This window comes from Flavobacterium sp. GQ95 (assembly GCF_059758655.1).
Map to the genome: position 1 here is coordinate 1 of NZ_JCAXEB010000022.1, position 17241 is coordinate 17241.

The 17241-nt window shown below is 31.7% G+C and carries 18 protein-coding genes; 15 read left to right on the forward strand and 3 right to left on the reverse strand.

What is annotated here, in order from left to right; translation table 11 throughout:
- The first annotated feature begins 78 nt into the window (after positions 1–78).
- A complete protein-coding gene (locus AC6CH4_RS24625; protein ID WP_498107745.1) occupies positions 79–696 on the forward strand; it encodes a hypothetical protein in 618 nt (205 codons plus the stop codon).
- A gap of 133 nt (positions 697–829) precedes the next feature.
- Here the strand turns inward: AC6CH4_RS24625 and AC6CH4_RS24630 are convergent, their stop codons facing one another.
- Genes AC6CH4_RS24630 through AC6CH4_RS24640 form a run of 3 tightly spaced genes read right to left on the reverse strand, consistent with a single transcriptional unit; the run spans position 830 to position 3665 of the window.
- On the reverse strand, positions 830–1744 hold the full coding sequence (locus tag AC6CH4_RS24630; RefSeq protein WP_498107747.1) for a hypothetical protein: 915 nt from the start codon (positions 1742–1744) through the stop codon (positions 830–832).
- Position 1745: 1 nt separating this feature from the next.
- A complete protein-coding gene (locus AC6CH4_RS24635; protein WP_498107749.1) occupies positions 1746–2660 on the reverse strand; it encodes a hypothetical protein in 915 nt (304 codons plus the stop codon).
- 9 nt (positions 2661–2669) lie between these two features.
- Complete coding sequence (locus AC6CH4_RS24640) at positions 2670–3665, reverse strand: hypothetical protein (protein ID WP_498107751.1); 996 nt, start codon at positions 3663–3665, stop codon at positions 2670–2672.
- 337 nt (positions 3666–4002) lie between these two features.
- Between AC6CH4_RS24640 and AC6CH4_RS24645 the strand changes: the two genes are divergently transcribed.
- From AC6CH4_RS24645 to AC6CH4_RS24710, 14 genes are read left to right on the forward strand one after another with little or no spacing between them, the layout of a single operon-like run.
- Positions 4003–4731: a hypothetical protein gene (locus tag AC6CH4_RS24645; protein ID WP_498107753.1), complete on the forward strand. Its 729-nt coding sequence runs from the start codon at positions 4003–4005 to the stop codon at positions 4729–4731.
- A gap of 56 nt (positions 4732–4787) precedes the next feature.
- Complete coding sequence (locus AC6CH4_RS24650) at positions 4788–5723, forward strand: hypothetical protein (RefSeq protein WP_498107755.1); 936 nt, start codon at positions 4788–4790, stop codon at positions 5721–5723.
- Positions 5724–5776: 53 nt separating this feature from the next.
- Positions 5777–6730: a hypothetical protein gene (locus tag AC6CH4_RS24655; protein ID WP_498107757.1), complete on the forward strand. Its 954-nt coding sequence runs from the start codon at positions 5777–5779 to the stop codon at positions 6728–6730.
- A gap of 19 nt (positions 6731–6749) precedes the next feature.
- Positions 6750–7700: a hypothetical protein gene (locus tag AC6CH4_RS24660; protein WP_498107759.1), complete on the forward strand. Its 951-nt coding sequence runs from the start codon at positions 6750–6752 to the stop codon at positions 7698–7700.
- A gap of 18 nt (positions 7701–7718) precedes the next feature.
- The gene (locus tag AC6CH4_RS24665; RefSeq protein WP_498107761.1) at positions 7719–8684 is read left to right on the forward strand and encodes a hypothetical protein; all 966 of its coding nucleotides are present in this window, start codon (positions 7719–7721) and stop codon (positions 8682–8684) included.
- 4 nt (positions 8685–8688) lie between these two features.
- Positions 8689–9618, forward strand: a complete 930-nt coding sequence (locus tag AC6CH4_RS24670; protein WP_498107763.1) for a hypothetical protein — start codon at positions 8689–8691, stop codon at positions 9616–9618.
- Entirely contained in the window at positions 9611–10567 is a 957-nt protein-coding gene (locus AC6CH4_RS24675) for a hypothetical protein (protein WP_498107765.1), read from the forward strand. Before AC6CH4_RS24670 ends, AC6CH4_RS24675 begins: the two co-directional genes overlap by 8 nt.
- A 3-nt stretch (positions 10568–10570) precedes the next feature.
- Complete coding sequence (locus AC6CH4_RS24680) at positions 10571–11470, forward strand: hypothetical protein (protein ID WP_498107767.1); 900 nt, start codon at positions 10571–10573, stop codon at positions 11468–11470.
- Positions 11471–11491: 21 nt separating this feature from the next.
- A complete protein-coding gene (locus AC6CH4_RS24685) occupies positions 11492–12430 on the forward strand; it encodes a hypothetical protein (protein WP_498107769.1) in 939 nt (312 codons plus the stop codon).
- Between the two features lie 9 nt (positions 12431–12439).
- Positions 12440–13381, forward strand: a complete 942-nt coding sequence (locus tag AC6CH4_RS24690; RefSeq protein WP_498107771.1) for a hypothetical protein — start codon at positions 12440–12442, stop codon at positions 13379–13381.
- A complete protein-coding gene (locus AC6CH4_RS24695; protein ID WP_498107773.1) occupies positions 13381–14349 on the forward strand; it encodes a hypothetical protein in 969 nt (322 codons plus the stop codon). Before AC6CH4_RS24690 ends, AC6CH4_RS24695 begins: the two co-directional genes overlap by 1 nt.
- A gap of 4 nt (positions 14350–14353) precedes the next feature.
- Positions 14354–15328: a hypothetical protein gene (locus AC6CH4_RS24700; RefSeq protein WP_498107775.1), complete on the forward strand. Its 975-nt coding sequence runs from the start codon at positions 14354–14356 to the stop codon at positions 15326–15328.
- Positions 15329–15338: 10 nt separating this feature from the next.
- Entirely contained in the window at positions 15339–16193 is an 855-nt protein-coding gene (locus AC6CH4_RS24705; protein ID WP_498107777.1) for a hypothetical protein, read from the forward strand.
- Positions 16194–17237 (forward strand): hypothetical protein, encoded by a 1044-nt coding sequence (locus tag AC6CH4_RS24710; RefSeq protein WP_498107779.1) that lies wholly within the window; start codon positions 16194–16196, stop codon positions 17235–17237. It abuts the gene before it with no gap.
- The last annotated feature ends 4 nt before the right edge of the window (positions 17238–17241 follow it).

The following is a 17241-nucleotide window of genomic DNA, read 5'->3' on the forward strand; positions in this document are numbered from 1 at the left end:
CAAATGTCTCTGAATTGCCCCCAAAAAGTTAGACACTATTTAGGGGCATTTTTATGGAAAGAAAAGTAAAATATAATTATGAAAAATTTTATACAAATTACTTCTTTCATTATTCTGTTCTCAGCTTGTCAAGATAAAAATGTTAGTTCTAAGATACAGAGAACAGGAAATACTAATGATGTATCAAAGATATCGAGTGACACTCTTTTTTTTAAAAATGACACAATTTTGAAATTTGATGCCAATGCAGATGGATATGGAATTTTTAGATGGGGAATTATTAACCAATTCGAAAATGTTAGCAAGGACACTTTACATTTCGATCTAATTGATAAAGATTTAATTAAGTGTAAAAATAGCTTTATATTCTCAGACGATTGTGGATCTGCGTGTAACTTTTCCTTAATTATGCCAATTGAGAAAAACAAACATGAAATTATGTTAATGTATCCTTTAATTAATGACCAAAAAAATGGATATCTGCTTGCCAAGGGAGATGAAGATGATGTATTATTATTAATTATCGATTTGTATAACTCAAAAATCAGAAAGGTATACGATAAATTTGACAAAACTAAAATTCCTCCAAGTTTATCTATAGATACAATTTATATAGATAACTCTAAACTTATGGTTAAATGGTATAAAAATGATTTTGGATTAGGCTTTAAAGAGATAGACCTAAGGAGAAAATAGTTTTAATTATTTTCCGTTCCTCTTAAATTAAAAATAAAATAAATTAACAAAGAAAATTTCTATTCAAAATTTAACATCCAAAAAAGAGCAACCCAAATGAGTTGCTCTTTTTAGTTTACAGTAATAAAGACCGTTATTTTCTCTTCTCAATATTCTCAACCTTTCCACCTAATGCTCTATTCTCTTCCTTAAGTTTCATATTATCATCCTGAACAACATTCACTTTTTTATTAACCTCAATTACATACAACGTAAGCTCTTCAATCTTCTCAAGCAATTTTGCATTCATTTCTCCCAATGAAATTCCGTTTTTAAGAGCTTCTTCTTCACTTGGAATATTTTTTAAATACCCTTTTTCGTTGATGTGTTTTTCAACTTCTTCCAATGTTGGTAAATCATATTCCTTTTTAAAAACATAATCAGGCCAGCCGGTTACGTCTACTTTTACTTCTTTTGAATGAATTGTACCATTTACTGCAAGAGCAGTATCTGGTGTATTGGTACCAATACCTACTCTGTCTTGCATTATACTCATATATTGTCGGGGTCCGGGCGATATGACTGTCTCTAATGCACTTAATGTAGTGCCAGTTCTTACCGTATTGGCATATGTAGGATCAGTAAGTACACCTTCTATTTTAATTACTAAAAAATTGGCTGTGCTTACTAAATGATAAATTGGAATACTATTAGTATCATGATTAAAGTCACCAATATACCACTGAGTCGCAATAGCACCAAATGCATTAGCTATTTCAGTTTTTTGATTAAAATAACTATTAGGATTATGACCAATTTGGTACCTTTTGGTAAGTTTTCCAGCACTAAATTGCGAGTTATAAAAAGAAGTAATTGTAACTTCTATCCATCCCCAAACAGGCACGCTAGGAAATTGAATATTTATTGCCTGATTTGGTGAACCATTAGGGAACATAGGAGTTGTAAGCGTAAACTCAAAGTTATTATTTGTTTGTGAATAGGATGCTAGATTAAAAATAAACATTATAAAAATTGAACCCAGTAATTTCGTTTTTTTTCTTGTAAGCATTTTATTTATTTTTTAATTTATTTATTTCAGTTTTTAACTCTTGAAGCGAACAAGAATTGACCATATTAATATCTTTTTCTTTTTTAAGAATATCAATATCTTTTTTCTGCTCAATAATATATAATGTCAATTCTTCGATTTTCTGAAGCAATTTTGCATTCATTTCTCCTAAAGAAATTCCATTTTTAAGAGCTTCTTCCTCGCTTGGTATATTTTTTAAATAACCTTTTTCATTAATATGTTTTTCAACTTCTTCAAGTGTTGGCAAATCATATTCTTTTTTAAAAACATAATCAGGCCAGCCTGTTACATCTACTTTTACTTCTTTTGAATGAATTGTACCATTTACTGCAAGAGCAGAATCTGGTGTATTGGTTCCAATACCAACTCTGTCTTGCATTATACTCATGTACTGTCGGGATCCGGGGGCAACGGCTGTTATTAGTGGACTAATTGTTGTACTGGTCTTTAATAAATTCATATCCACAGCATAGGCCATTACTCCTTCAAATTTGATAGTCAACACATTACTACTATTTACTAAATGATAAATAGGAATAGTATTAGTATCATGATTAAAATCTCCAATATACCATTGAGATGCAACAGCTCCAAATGCTTCCGGAATTTCAGTCGTCTGATTAAAATAACCGGCAGAACCAACATTGTGACCAATCTGATATCTTTTAGTAAGCTTCCCTGTTGCTAATTGATTACTATAACCTGATGTAATTGTAACTTCAAACCAACCCCATAATGGGATATTTGGGAATTGAATATTTACAGCTAAATTAGAAACGCCTTGTGTAAATACCGGCGACGATAAAGTAAACTCAAAATGATTGGCGTCCTGCGAATACGAAGAAAGACAAACTATAAAAAAGGTAAAAAATGAAATTAGTGTTCTCTTATTCATATAATTATTTTAATTTTTGGTTGATACTTTTGCTTTTAAGTAATTAATTTCTTGTTGTAATAATTCAAATTTGTCTGACATGACTTTACAATTAGAATTGTCATTCTTAATTATTTGAATTTCTTTATTTTGCTCGATGATATACAGCGTAAGCTCTTCAATCTTCTGCAGTAATTTAGCATTCATTTCCCCTAATGAAATCCCGTTTTTAAGAGCTTCTTCCTCGCTTGGAATATTTTTTAAATAGCCTTTTTCATTGATATGTTTCTCAACTTCTTCAAGTGTCGGCAAATCATATTCTTTTTTAAAAACATAATCTGGCCAGCCAGTTATATCTACTTTTACTTCCTTAGAATGTACGGTTCCGTTTACGTCTAATTTATTATCAGGTGCATTAGTTCCAATTCCAACATTACCTGAATTATAAGTCAAATTACCACTGCCAATTTGCCAATTATTAAGAGATGAACTTAACAAACCGGCATAAGGAGAAGTAGCTTCAGGGTGAATGAAAAACAATTCTGAAAGACCTAAATTACCGTTGTTCTCAGCATTATAAAATGTAAATCTAAGTTTTCTATAAGTTCCGGGAGTAGCTATTTTCACTGAAAAATTATATCCCACATAGTCAGTTGAGGAATAATCTGCAAAGGTTACCCATCCATTTGTGTCATATCCCTCAATCTTAAATCTATTTGTTGGCCAATAGCGCGTTGTCCATCCAACCCACGCACCTGTTTGTGTATGATATTCTGGTAGACCCTCGATAAGAATTACTACTGGATTTGCCACTGAAATTGGAGTTGTAGTATAATAAGGCATCATTCCGCCATCAAATAAAGTTGGTATATCGACCATTGGCCCTGTTCGTGTAACCGTATAACGAGTTCCTGCATTAAACAGAATATTATGCTCCCAACCCACAGGAGTTACATTAGTCGAAAATGTCTGACTTTTAATATTTTGACATATTAGTATTATCAGTAATAGTAGTATTTTCTTCATTTTTAAAATTTTAATATTATAATAAATCAAGAAACTAATATAGGATATTACTTGATAATATTCGATTTAAAATTTAACAAAAAAGTATTTTAACCACAAAAAAATATATTCCATCTCATGTAATTCAATAGAATAAGGCTTCGTCATAAAAAGTAAGAAAAAGAGAAAAATTAAAAAGAAACAAAAGGCAGTAAAATCTTAAAATAAAGATAAAAATTTAACAATCAATTACATCTATTTTATTAGATTTGTTAAAAAAATAGTATTAAAATTTAACAATACAAAAATATTTTTTCATCAAAATAAAATTACACTATACAATTAAAAATCAGGCCTTATGTTAAAGAAAATTGTTGTTTTGGCGGTGCTTATCTGTTCTGCTTGTCAGACAACCAAAATTAAAAATGAAGACTACAAATTCTCCTCTTCAGTTGTAGAATTAGGAAGTATAGGAGAATCAAAATTATCATACAATCAAAATGTATTTGAAACTAAAGCCTTGGCTAAACTTGAAAACAATATTCGGGTTGAAATTGGCATAGTTCCTTATAACAAAAAGTTAAACAAAATCTATAAGTCAAAAGCGAAATACAACCAAAACCATAAAAAGGTAGCTTATATTGATAGTTTACCTGTTAAACCTGAACTTGTAACCATTCAGATTCTCGATGTTGCCGGACTTACAAAAGAAATAAATGCTGATTATAATGCAGATATTTTAAAATTACTGATCAACACACAAAATTCGAAAATAATTTCAAGTCTTGCTGTTAGCTTGTCAACTGATGACATAGCAAAAATCAGACAATCTGATGCATTTTATCTGACCAATACGCAATATAAAAAATATACTATTGCCTTATTTAAATTGGGCAAAAAAGTAGATACTATCGATATTAACCCTGAAACTATTGTGGCATATCAGGTCAGTAAATTTTGTTGGGCAGTATCAGACAGAGGGAATTATTATGTGGCCGATATTATAAAAGACAAAAATCGATGTTCAGGAGTAACTACAAAAAAAATACAAGAAAAGAAAAAATCGAAAGCTTTGTTTGACATGTAATTATATATTATTAAAACAATTACATCCTATTTTAAAACAATTATTGCCTATTCATTATGACTAAATTCCATCTTAACAAATACTTCTTTATTTTATTATTACTGTGTTTTATTTCTTGTGAAGAAATACTCATAGTTGATGATATTTCCACAAAAGAAGTTGTTCTTATAGCACCTTCCAACAACGCTACCTTATCATCTTCCGGGGTGACTTTTTCATGGGAAGCCATTGAGTATGCAGACAAATATCGCTTACAGATTGCAACACCCAATTTTGATGCACCACAACAATTGGTTGTGGACACCCTGGTTTCAAAAAACTCTTTTACACAGCAATTGAATATCGGAAAATACCAGTGGCGTGTAAAGGCCGTCAACAGCGGATACGAAACAGCTTATTCTAAATGGAGTTTTGAAATATTAAATAACGATGATTTTCAAAATAATACTGTAGTATTACTTACCCCCGCTAACAATCTTACTACCAAAACAGCCCTGCAAAAATTATCATGGGATGCGATCATAGGAGCAACAGCTTATCAGCTTCAGGTTTTGGATGAAAATAGTACAGTAGTAAAAGAGCAAAGTACAGCTGCCACCTTACTAAATTTCACTTTTGATGAAGGAAAATACACTTGGAAGGTAAGAGCCAGCAACGGAACTGCACAAACCTTATATACTTCACGATCTATTTTGATAGATACAAAAGCTCCTAACACTCCTACTCCATCTAGTCCGGCAAATGCGAGTACGACAACCAGTACTGACATAAATTTTCAATGGAGCAGAACTGCTATTGCGGGAAGTGCTGAAAAAGACAGTATCTATGTTTATACAGAAAGTGCTTTGACTAATTTAAACTTTAAGGATAAAGGCAATAGTCCATACAATAAAACCATGGCAAAAGGAACTTATTACTGGTTTGTAAAATCATTTGACGAAGCCGGAAATGAAAGTCCAAGAAGTACTGTTTTTAATTTTACAATCAATTAAAACTAAAAAAACTAATCCAAACCATTTTATACAAACCTCATCCTTAAATTTTCATGAAAAAAATCATTTCATTAACTATTGTTTTTTTTTGTATTAGCATTTCAACCCAAGCACAAAATACGACTTTTAATAATGTTTCAATTGGTACTGATTATCCTGCATATGGAGCACAAATAAAAGCAAACTTTCCTGGATACACTGGTGGCTGGAGTAGAGCCTACTTTATTACAAATGACTCTGGCAATCAATCATTTTTTGCATTAGGTACTGCTGGTTATTCGACTAATGGAGTTTCTAGCGTTACCAGTAACTTCATAGGAAAAGACCTGGACACAAGATATATGACGTTTTTACCAAATGGAAATGTTGGTTTTGGCACCACTATCCCTAAAAATATAATTCAAATAGGTGACTTTGTAAACAATTCTAATTATAAAATAAGTATTCCAGGATCTTACAATTTTGAAGAAATAAAATTAGGTCAATATGGAAATGGAAGAAATGGCTTAGAAATGATAACTCATACAAATCAAACCAATTCATTTGGAGTACGATTATATACTGGTACTGATACAGGTATGGATGGTTTACTAATTCAAACTGCAAATCCTTCATCTTCATTAGAAACATTAAACTATACTACAAAATTAGCAATTAATTTAGAGGGCAATGTTGGTATTGGAACAACAAATCCAACCTCAAAACTTACCGTTGCCGGTAACATAAATTCGCGTGAAGTAAAAGTAACCGTAGATGCCGGAGCTGATTTTGTTTTTGAAAATGAGTATAATTTACCTTCTCTTAAATCTGTTGACAAATTCATTAAAGAAAACAAGCATTTACCTGAAATTGCTTCAGCAGCAGAAATGAAGAATGATGGAATTAATTTATCAGAAATGAATATAAAACTTTTGCAAAAGATTGAGGAACTCACCCTCTACTCTATTGAACAAAATAAGAAAATTGAAATACTTGAGAAAAAAGTTGAAAAGCTTCTAAACAAATAAACCTTTAAACTATTTTAAAATGAAAAAAATATACTTTTTTGCTCTTTTAATTTGTTTTACTACTACAAACCTTGTAGCAAAATCTTTTAATAATGTCTCTAATACTGTAAATATTACTGAATATGAATCTACTGTTACTTTTCCTGCTGGATACATTATAGGAGATTATATCGAATTTTTAAAAGTTGCACCAATATCTGCTGCTGCAAGTGGTTATTATCAAATTTCAATAAGCTACACAAGAGATGGTGTAGCGGCGGGTTCAACTCACGTAGCTTCAATTTCTCATTCAAATCCAGCAATGTGGAGAGAGACAGGACGCATAAATAATAATCCATATGTAGGAATTATAAATAATTTTACTGTTGATTGTAATACTGACTATACTGGACCTAAATTTAGAATTAGAGCAATAAATACACAAGGCGTTATACAAAATAATCTTACAGTATATATAAAAGTAACTTCAATAAATATAAACAGCTCTTACACCCCAATTAATAGTACCGGAAATGATTTAACTGTCTCAAAATTTCTTCCCATGACATCAGATTGGGATTTATATGTAGGAGATGTTTTTTCATCAAATGGAGCTTCTCTTGCTATAAAAGCAATTCAAAATGGCAATGTCGGTATTGGCACAGCAATTCCAGACGAAAAACTAACCGTAAAAGGAAAAATCCATACTCAGGAAGTTCGAGTTGATATGTTGGGACCACTTGTTCCCGATTATGTTTTTGCTGAAGACTACAAACTAAGATCATTAGATGAACTCGAAGATTATATTAAAGAAAACAAACATTTACCTGAAATTCCATCAGCACAGGAAATTGAAAAAAATGGTTTGATGCTGGCTGAAATGAATATGAATTTGTTGAAGAAAATGGAGGAAATGACGCTGTATATGATTGAACAAAATAAAAAAATGGAAATACTTAAGAAAAAAGTCGAATCACTTTTAAATAAATAAACTTTAAAACTATTTAACATGAAAAAAATAATATTTCTTGCCCTGTTGATTACTTTATCGATAACAAAACTTTTGGCCAAAAACGATAACAAAACTTCAGCTATATACACCACAGAATATGAAAGCAGCGTTACTTTTCCAGCTGGATATGTTATTGGAGATTATATAGAGTTTTTAAGAGTAAATCCAGCATCAGTCGGAGCAAGTGGGTATTATCAAATTTCAATTAGCTACACAAGAGGTAATGTGGCATCAGCTGCCACGCATATCGCTTCTATAACACATTCAAATCCGGCATTATGGAGAGAAGCCGGTCGTATTAACAACAATCCTTATGTTGGAAGCGGGACCAATTTTACCATTGACTGTAATACTGAATATGCTAATCCTCGTTTTAGAATTAGAGCTATCAATACCTTGGGTGTAAACACTCCAATTATAGTTTACATAAAAGTTACTTCTATAAATATAAATGGCGCATTTACAGCTTTAAATACTACCGGAAATGATTTAACAGTTTCTAAATTCCTTCCCATGACATCCGATTGGGATTTGTATGTAGGAGATGTGTTTACAGCAAATGGTGCTTCTCTTGCTATAAAAGCAATTCAAAATGGAAATGTTGGTATTGGTACAGCAATACCGGACGAAAAACTTACGGTTAAAGGAAAAATCCACACGCAAGAAGTAAGAGTTGATATGTCCGGACCGTTAGTTCCTGATTATGTTTTTGCAGAAGATTATAAACTTAAATCTTTACAGGAAGTCGAAAATTACATTAAAGAAAACAAACACTTACCTGAAATTCCATCAGCAAAGGAAATTGAAAAAAATGGTTTAATGCTGGCGGAAATGAATATGAATTTATTGAAGAAAATTGAAGAAATGACGCTTTATATGATCGAGATGAAAAAGGAGAATGAGAATCTTAAAAACAATCAGATAGTATTAGAAAAAAGAATACAAAATATTGAAAACAAATAAAATTATGAAAAAACTATTATTATTTATCGTATTAGTTTCTTTTTCAAAATACAGTTATGGACAAGTAACTGGTAGTTTCTATGTTGGTGGAGATATTGATAAATTCTATCCTGTAACCTTTTATGATGGTGCTTGGGGAAATAATGTCCCGACAAATTTAACATTAGGGAGAAGCAGCGTTCATAACGATTCTAATTGGCGAGGTTCATTAATGGCTAGTTTTACTTACCACGTTACTAATTATGGAAATGGTGCAAACTTTATAAATGCTGAGGTAAAGCCGTCATATGCCGGTTTAAACACTACTCTAATTGCTGGCTGGAGAGACGCAACTTCAAATGGCACATGTATTTGTATTATTATTTGGCTACGCGGCGGTGGCACTACTTATTTCTATCAATCTAACTATGCCGTTAATCCTACAGTATATGATGGGGTTCAAAATGCATTACCATACAATGAAGTTAATGGTCCTGTACATACATTTAAAACGATTATTGATGAATATGCAACTACAACTGGAACATACCAAAACAGAAATGCCTATTTCGCTGCAAATGTTGGTATTGGAACCACAATTCCAGACGAAAAACTAACAGTAAAAGGAAAAATTCACACCCAAGAAGTTCGTGTTGATATGTCTGGACCGTTAGTTCCGGATTATGTTTTTGCAGAAGACTACAAACTTAAATCGTTGCAGGAAGTTGAAGATTATATCAAAGAAAACAAACATTTACCTGAAATACCATCTGCAAAAGAAATTGAAAAAAATGGCTTAATGCTGGCAGAAATGAACATGCAGCTCTTAAAAAAAATTGAAGAACTCACACTTTACATAATCGAAATGAAAAAGGAGAATGTAGATCAAAATGAAATACAGAATGAAAAAATAAAAACGCTGGAAGACAAACTTAAAAACAAAACTAATGAGTAAAAAAATAAAAATTATATATGTACTGATGCTATGCATTCCCTTATTTATAAATGCTCAAACAACAACAGTAGCTGGAGATTATAAAGTAATTGATATTGGAAATAATGGCGTTGGAGATTACACGCGAAATCTAATTTTACTTCATGAAATGTATAATGGCACCTTAATAGGTATGAACAATGCTGTAGGCACAATAACTGCTTTTCGAGGTTCTGCAGGAGCTTTTAGTAGAATAAATGTTGTAGAAATAAATTCTACATCAGCTTATAGTGGTACATCAGCTTCAATTCAATCTTTTGATAACAATAGCAACTGGGTATTAAAAACATGTCTATATAATGGCAAAAAATATTTGGCTCTTGATGTACCTTACATGGCTGCTTACCACGATTGGGGGTTTAAATTTGCAGGATGGACAAGATCAACTGGTGAAAACATGAAATCTATAGCCTATCAAACAAATGGACAATCAGTCAATACAAACGTTCTTTCAAACATTCAAGATTATACTCCAAATATGAACGAAACTCATATAGTAAATGATTTTTTAGTTATGGGTAATAATGTTGGTATCGGAACTTTAGTACCTGACGAAAAACTTACTGTAAAAGGAAAAATTCATACACAAGAGGTTCGCGTTGATATGTCTGGACCGTTAGTTCCCGATTATGTTTTTGCAGAAGACTATAAACTTAAATCATTGCAAGAAGTTGAAGAGTACATCAAACAAAATAAACATCTGCCCGAAATTCCTTCGGCTAGCGAAATTGAGAAAAATGGTTTGATGCTGGCTGAAATGAATATGAATTTATTGAAGAAAATGGAGGAAATGACGCTTTATATGATTGAAATGAAAAAGGAAAATGAAAAAATGAAAAAAAAGAATGAGATCCTTGAAAACAGTCAGACACAATTAGAAAAAAGAATTCAAAAAATTGAAAAAAAATAAAGTATGAAAAAAATATTACTTACTGTATTATTTCTTCTTTCTATTTCAAAATATAGTTATGGACAAGTTAACGGCAGCTTGAATGTTGGGGGAGATTTTGATAAATTTTATCCTGTTACGTTTTATGATGGAGCCTGGTCTCAAAGTGTACCAAGCAAGTTGATTTTAGGAAGAAGTGATGTACATGCAGATAGTTTATGGAGAGGATCATTGATGGCAATTATCGATTTTCATGTTTCAAATTACGGACATGGTTCAACTTTTGTAAATGCAACTATTATCCCTTCAAATACAAATTTTGTTGCAGGCTGGAGCGATGGATCATCAAATAATACCTGCAGGTGTCTAATAATTTGGTTACGTGGTGGAGGAACTACTTATCACTATCAATCTAATTTTGCTGTAAATCCAACGGTCTATGATGGAGTACAAAATTCATTACCATATAATGAAGTCAATGGTCCTGTACATACTTTTAAAACGACAGTTGAAGAGTATGCAACTACAACAGGAACATACCAAAACAGAAATGCCTACTTCGTAGCCAACGTTGGTATAGGCACTACAATTCCAGATGAAAAACTAACCGTAAAAGGAAAAATCCACACGCAAGAAGTAAGAGTTGATATGTCTGGACCGTTAGTTCCGGATTATGTTTTTGCAGAAAACTACAAGCTTAAATCATTGCAGGAAGTAGAAGATTATATTAAAGAAAATAAACATCTACCTGAGATTCCTTCGGCACAGGAAATTGAAAAGAATGGTTTGATGTTGGCTGAAATGAATATGAATTTATTGAAGAAAATGGAGGAAATGACGCTTTATATGATTGAGATGAAAAAGGAGAATGAAAAGCAAAATGAAGAAATACAGATTCTTAAAACAAAACTATCATCTAAGTAAAATATGAAAATGAAAATGAAAATGAAAATTATTAAAGTAAAAAATTTACTTGTTTGCATTACTATAGCTTTATTTCAACAAATGAACGCGCAAACCTACGAATTACACAATTCTATAAATTTTAATAGTACTAATGATGGTCGTGATCTCCCAGATGGAATTACATGGTTCCAGCCAACACCATTATCGTATGGTATATATAGAACAAGTGGATCATGGTTGGGGCCAAACTATCAGCAATTAAAAATTGCCTTCGAAACAGGAATTATCATTGATGGTGGTTTTTTATACGGAAAAAGTGGAACATTCATACAGCCAAATGGAGGAAATGTTGGAATTGGAACTACAAATCCATCAAAGAATTTAGACATATATGGTAGTTATGCAACAACATTAAAAATCTCTACGGGCGATCCATCATCATACCCAACTGAAATTCATTTAGGAGCCAATCCTGATTTTAATAAATCGGCTATAATATCGGCTCCAAACGCTGCAGGATGGTACCGCCAAGATTTATATTTCTGTTTAGCAAATGGAAATAATACTTTATCAACCGGATTAGCAGAGGCAGCAATGGTTATTAAAAGTTATACTACAACGGGATTTGGATATGTTGGTATTGGCACCGCAATTCCAGACGAAAAACTAACAGTAAAAGGAAAAATTCACACCCAGGAAGTAAGAGTTGATATGTTAGGAGCACTAGTTCCAGATTATGTTTTTGCTGAAGACTACAAACTTAAATCGTTACAAGAAGTTGAGGATTATATTAAAGAAAACAAACATTTGCCAGAAATTCCATCTGCAAAAGAAATCGAAAAAAATGGTTTGATGCTGGCAGAAATGAATATGAATTTGTTGAAGAAAATGGAGGAAATGACACTTTATATGATTGAGATGAAAAAGGAGAATAACGAAATGAAAAAAGACATTCAGAAATTAAAACAAAATAAATAAACCATCCCTATGAAAAGATTTCTATTTACAATACTTCTGCTTTTTACCACTATAATTTCTAATGCACAAGTTTCCGGCAGTTTTACTATAAATGGAGATCTTGATAAATTTTATCCTGTAAGATTTTTAGATGGAGGTTGGTTGAATAATGTTCCAACAAACTTAACATTAGGTAGAAGTAGCATTCATGCTAATGAATTATGGCGAGGGTCTTTAATGGCTACATTTAATTATCATGTAATTTCTTGGGGTAATGGTTCTCATTTTATTGATGCCGACGTTAAACCAACACTTATTTCAAACAATGTTGCTTTTGTAGCAGGATGGCAAGACATTAGTTATAGCAGTAACGATAGATATATTATTATTTGGCTTCGAGGTGGAGGAACCACTTATTATTATCAGTCAAACTACGCAGTAACTCCTACAATTTATGATGGGATTCAAAATACCTTACCCTATACTATAACAAACGGCGGAACATTAACATTTAAGACAACTATTGATGTATATGCAACCACAACCGGAACTTACCAAAACAGAAATGCCTACTTCGTCGCCAACGTTGGTATAGGAACAACTATTCCAGATGAAAAACTAACCGTAAAAGGAAAAATTCACACACAGGAAGTAAGAGTTGATATGTCTGGACCGTTAGTTCCCGATTATGTTTTTGCAGAAGACTATAAACTTAAATCATTGCAAGAAGTTGAAGAGTACATCAAACAAAATAAACATCTGCCCGAAATTCCTTCGGCTAGCGAAATTGAGAAAAATGGTTTGATGCTGGCTGAAATGAATATGAATTTATTGAAGAAAATGGAGGAAATGACGCTTTATATGATTGAAATGAAAAAGGAAAATGAATTGCAAAAAAATCTTTTGGAAGTTCAGGATGAAAAAATTCAACAACTTGATAAAAAAATCAATCAAATTCTAAAGCTTAAATAATGAAGAGAATATTTATCGTAGTCTTAACAGTCTTTTTTTTTAACATCACCTCATCGCAAACGACAATAAATCAAAATGGTGTTCAATCAACTGTCATAAGTTTATTATCAGCTCAAGCTACCCAGGCAAAAAGTTATGAAATAGCCAATATTGGTTATAATTCTTATCACTGGCAATATGGTGGATTGATAATTATAGAAATATATCAAGCTTATTTTGCTACTGATTATCAAAAATACATTGTAGAAAATGGCTTTGACCAGGGCGTGAATTCCGGTTCTCCAGCTCTTAAATTAGTAGAATCGCATGGAATACAACACTTAGGCAAAATTACTTTAGGCACTCCTACTGACTTAAGTTCGACATTTGGCGGTTATATAAACAAACAACTACCAATATTATTTAATGTTCAGAATTATGCTGTTTATAATATTAAAATTACTTATACACAATCAAAAGTAAATATTATAGATGGTCCTAATCAAATAAAAATAAATGAAGCTCACACGGGTGTTAACATTCCAAACTTTTCTGTTCCAACAGAATTAAATACTAATCTTATCGCAAGTGGCCTTTTAAGAGTAAGTGGGCAAGGAAATCATTATATTCAAAATGGAAATGTTGGTATCGGTACAACAAACCCAACATCGAAACTTACTGTTGCAGGAAACATAAACTCCCGCGAAGTAAAAGTAACCGTAGATGCCGGAGCAGATTTTGTTTTTGAAAAGGATTATAACTTACCTTCTCTAGATTCCGTCGATAAATACATCAAAGAAAACAAACATTTACCTGAAATTGCTTCTGCTGAAGAAATGAAGAAGGATGGTATTAATTTATCTGAAATGAATATAAAGCTTTTGCAAAAAATCGAGGAAATGACACTTTACATGATTGAAATGAAAAAAGAGAATGAAAAGCAAAATGAAGAAATAAAAATTTTAAAAATTAAACTCTATGCTAAATAATAAAATGAAAACAATCATAATTATAACCTCTCTTTTTATTACATCAATTTTATCTGCACAACAAATTGGTGACGGTCGCGCTGTAGAAATTACAGATTTTTCAGCTCCACTAAAATCAGGAGCCTATCAGGGGTCGCTGCCAATTGGATTGAATCCTGATACACAAGTATATGGATGGCAACATTTATTTGTAATAAGACATTCTAATGATGCAAATAATCACCAATTACAGCTATCATCATCTTACACAATGAATGATCGATTGTTTTTTAGAAAAATTGCTGGAGGACTTGAACCAAATAATCCAACCTGGATAGAATTAGCAACTAGAGGAGCAAATAATTTTATAGGAGATCAAAGTATTGCCGGAAATTTATCAATTGGAAATTCAACTTTTTTCCCAAGCTCCAAACTTGAAGTTACAGGTGGAGGGATAACATCATCTTTAACAAATATAAATACTACTTTAACACAAAAAATAAATACCGCGAATCCTGCAATTAGCATAGGATTCGGATATTTAAGTTCTGACCTGCCTTTTATTCAATCTTTTAATAATGCTTCCGTAACCTCTAATTCTTTAAATATAAATCCATTTGGTGGAAATGTCGGCATTGGCACAACAAATCCAACTTCTAAACTTACTGTTGCAGGAAACATAAACTCCCGCGAAGTAAAAGTAACCGTAGATGCCGGAGCCGATTTTGTTTTTGAAACCTATTACAATTTACCTTCTCTTGATACTGTTGACAAATACATCAAAGAAAATAAACATCTTCCTGAAATTGCTTCTGCTGAAGAAATGAAGAAGGATGGAATTAATTTATCTGAAATGAATATTAAGCTTTTACAGAAAATTGAGGAACTAACACTCTACTCTATTGAGCAAAACAAAAAAATCGGTAAGCTTGAAGAACAAAACAAAAAATTAATGGATTTAGAAAAACGACTAGAAAAAATAGAATCTAATCCAAAATAAAACAAAAAAAATGAAAACAAAATTCCTTTTCTTATTTATTATATTATTTATTTCTTCCTCAAAAGCGCAATCCTATTTTCCATTGCGAAATCTAGAAACAAATTTACAATCTTTTTCTGGAGTAAACGGGCAATGGGTTGCTGTGCAGCCTGCAAATAACACTTTAGGCTCAAATTATTATCAAGGTCTAAATTTTGGTTTTGATGTTAATAATTATGCAAGTTTAGTAAATAGTATAGGAACAAATGAATTATACTTCGGAAGATGGTCTAGCAGTTGGCAAGGATGGAATAGGATTTGGCATTCAGGAAATTTAAATAATATAAGTTCAGATTTTACAGCAAAAACCCTAAATACTTCAAGAATCAATTTAAATGTTCCCGGTAGTCAGGATTTAATAGATGCTTTTACCATTGATGTTAGTTCGTTTGGAACAGCAGAAAATGCGGCAAGGAGTAGTTATTTTAGAGTTAGGGATATTGGTGGTGGTTATGCCACTCCTTTTATTATAAAAGGAAATGGATTTGTCGGTATTGGTACTACGAATCCTACTTCATTACTTACTGTAGCCGGAAACATAAACTCCCGAGAAGTAAAAGTAACTGTAGATGCAGGGGCAGATTTTGTTTTTGAAAAAAAATATAATTTACCTTCTCTGGATGCTGTTAACAAATACATCAAAGAAAACAAACATCTGCCTGAAATCGCTTCTGCTGAAGAAATGAAAAAGGATGGAATTAATTTATCTGAAATGAATATAAAATTATTGCAGAAGATTGAAGAAATGACTTTATATATGATTGAACAGAATAAATCTATTCAAGAATTAAAACAAGAAATAAAAGATATCAAATCAAAAAAATAAATGAAAAAAATATACCTTTTAATTACTACTCTAATTGTAACAAGCGTCTTTTCACAAATAAATTCCCCAAACGGAAGCAATATTTTTACGTATAATGGTTTGGCCGATGTCACTTTTAAATTTCCAGAAAGAGGAAGTGGAGGAAGAGCATTTGTTCACGCACCAAATAATATTTTATCACTAAATTATGGGGAAGATTTTACAGGAGGAACAAGAATTGGTAATAATGTATATTTTAAAGACGGGGGAAATTCTTCTATCTATTCGGGAAATTTTGGTATCGGAACTACAAACCCAACAGGTACTTTAGAATTACAAAAATTAAATTCAAATTTAGTATTTGATTTAAATACTAATGGAATTTCCAGAATAATAAGCAAAGGATGGAATGCAAATATTGATATGCATACTTTTCAAATTAATGGTGTCGAAAATTTCGATCAATTACATTTAAATACCAACGGTTATGTTGGAATAGGAAATTCTGCACCTGATGCACCTTTAACAGTGTATGGTATTTCAAATTTCTATCCAAGAAGAACAGGTGGTGGCGATGCTAGAAGTTTTTCAATAAGACATTTTATGAATAACCCTGATTTTGTTAATAATCTCTATCCTGTTATCGTAGGCACAGGAAGCGGTGATCAACCCTTAATTTTAGATGCTGCACGAATAGGAATCGGTACATCTAATCCAGACACAAAATTAGCCGTTAACGGTACAATCCATTCCAAAGAAGTAAAAGTAGATATGTTAGGCTGGCCAGATTATGTTTTCAAAAAAGAATACAATTTGCCAACGCTCCAAGAAGTTGAAAAACATATCAACGAAAAAGGGCATTTGGAAAATATTCCAAGTGAAGAAGAAGTTTTGGAAAACGGAATTAATTTGGGGGAAATGAATGCCAAACTTTTGCAGAAAATAGAAGAATTGACCTTGTATACAATTGAACAAAATAAACAGATAAAACAACTAAAAAACGAAAATCAAAATTTCAAATTAGTATTTGAGAGACTTTCAAAAATTGAAGAGAAATTAAAATAAAATT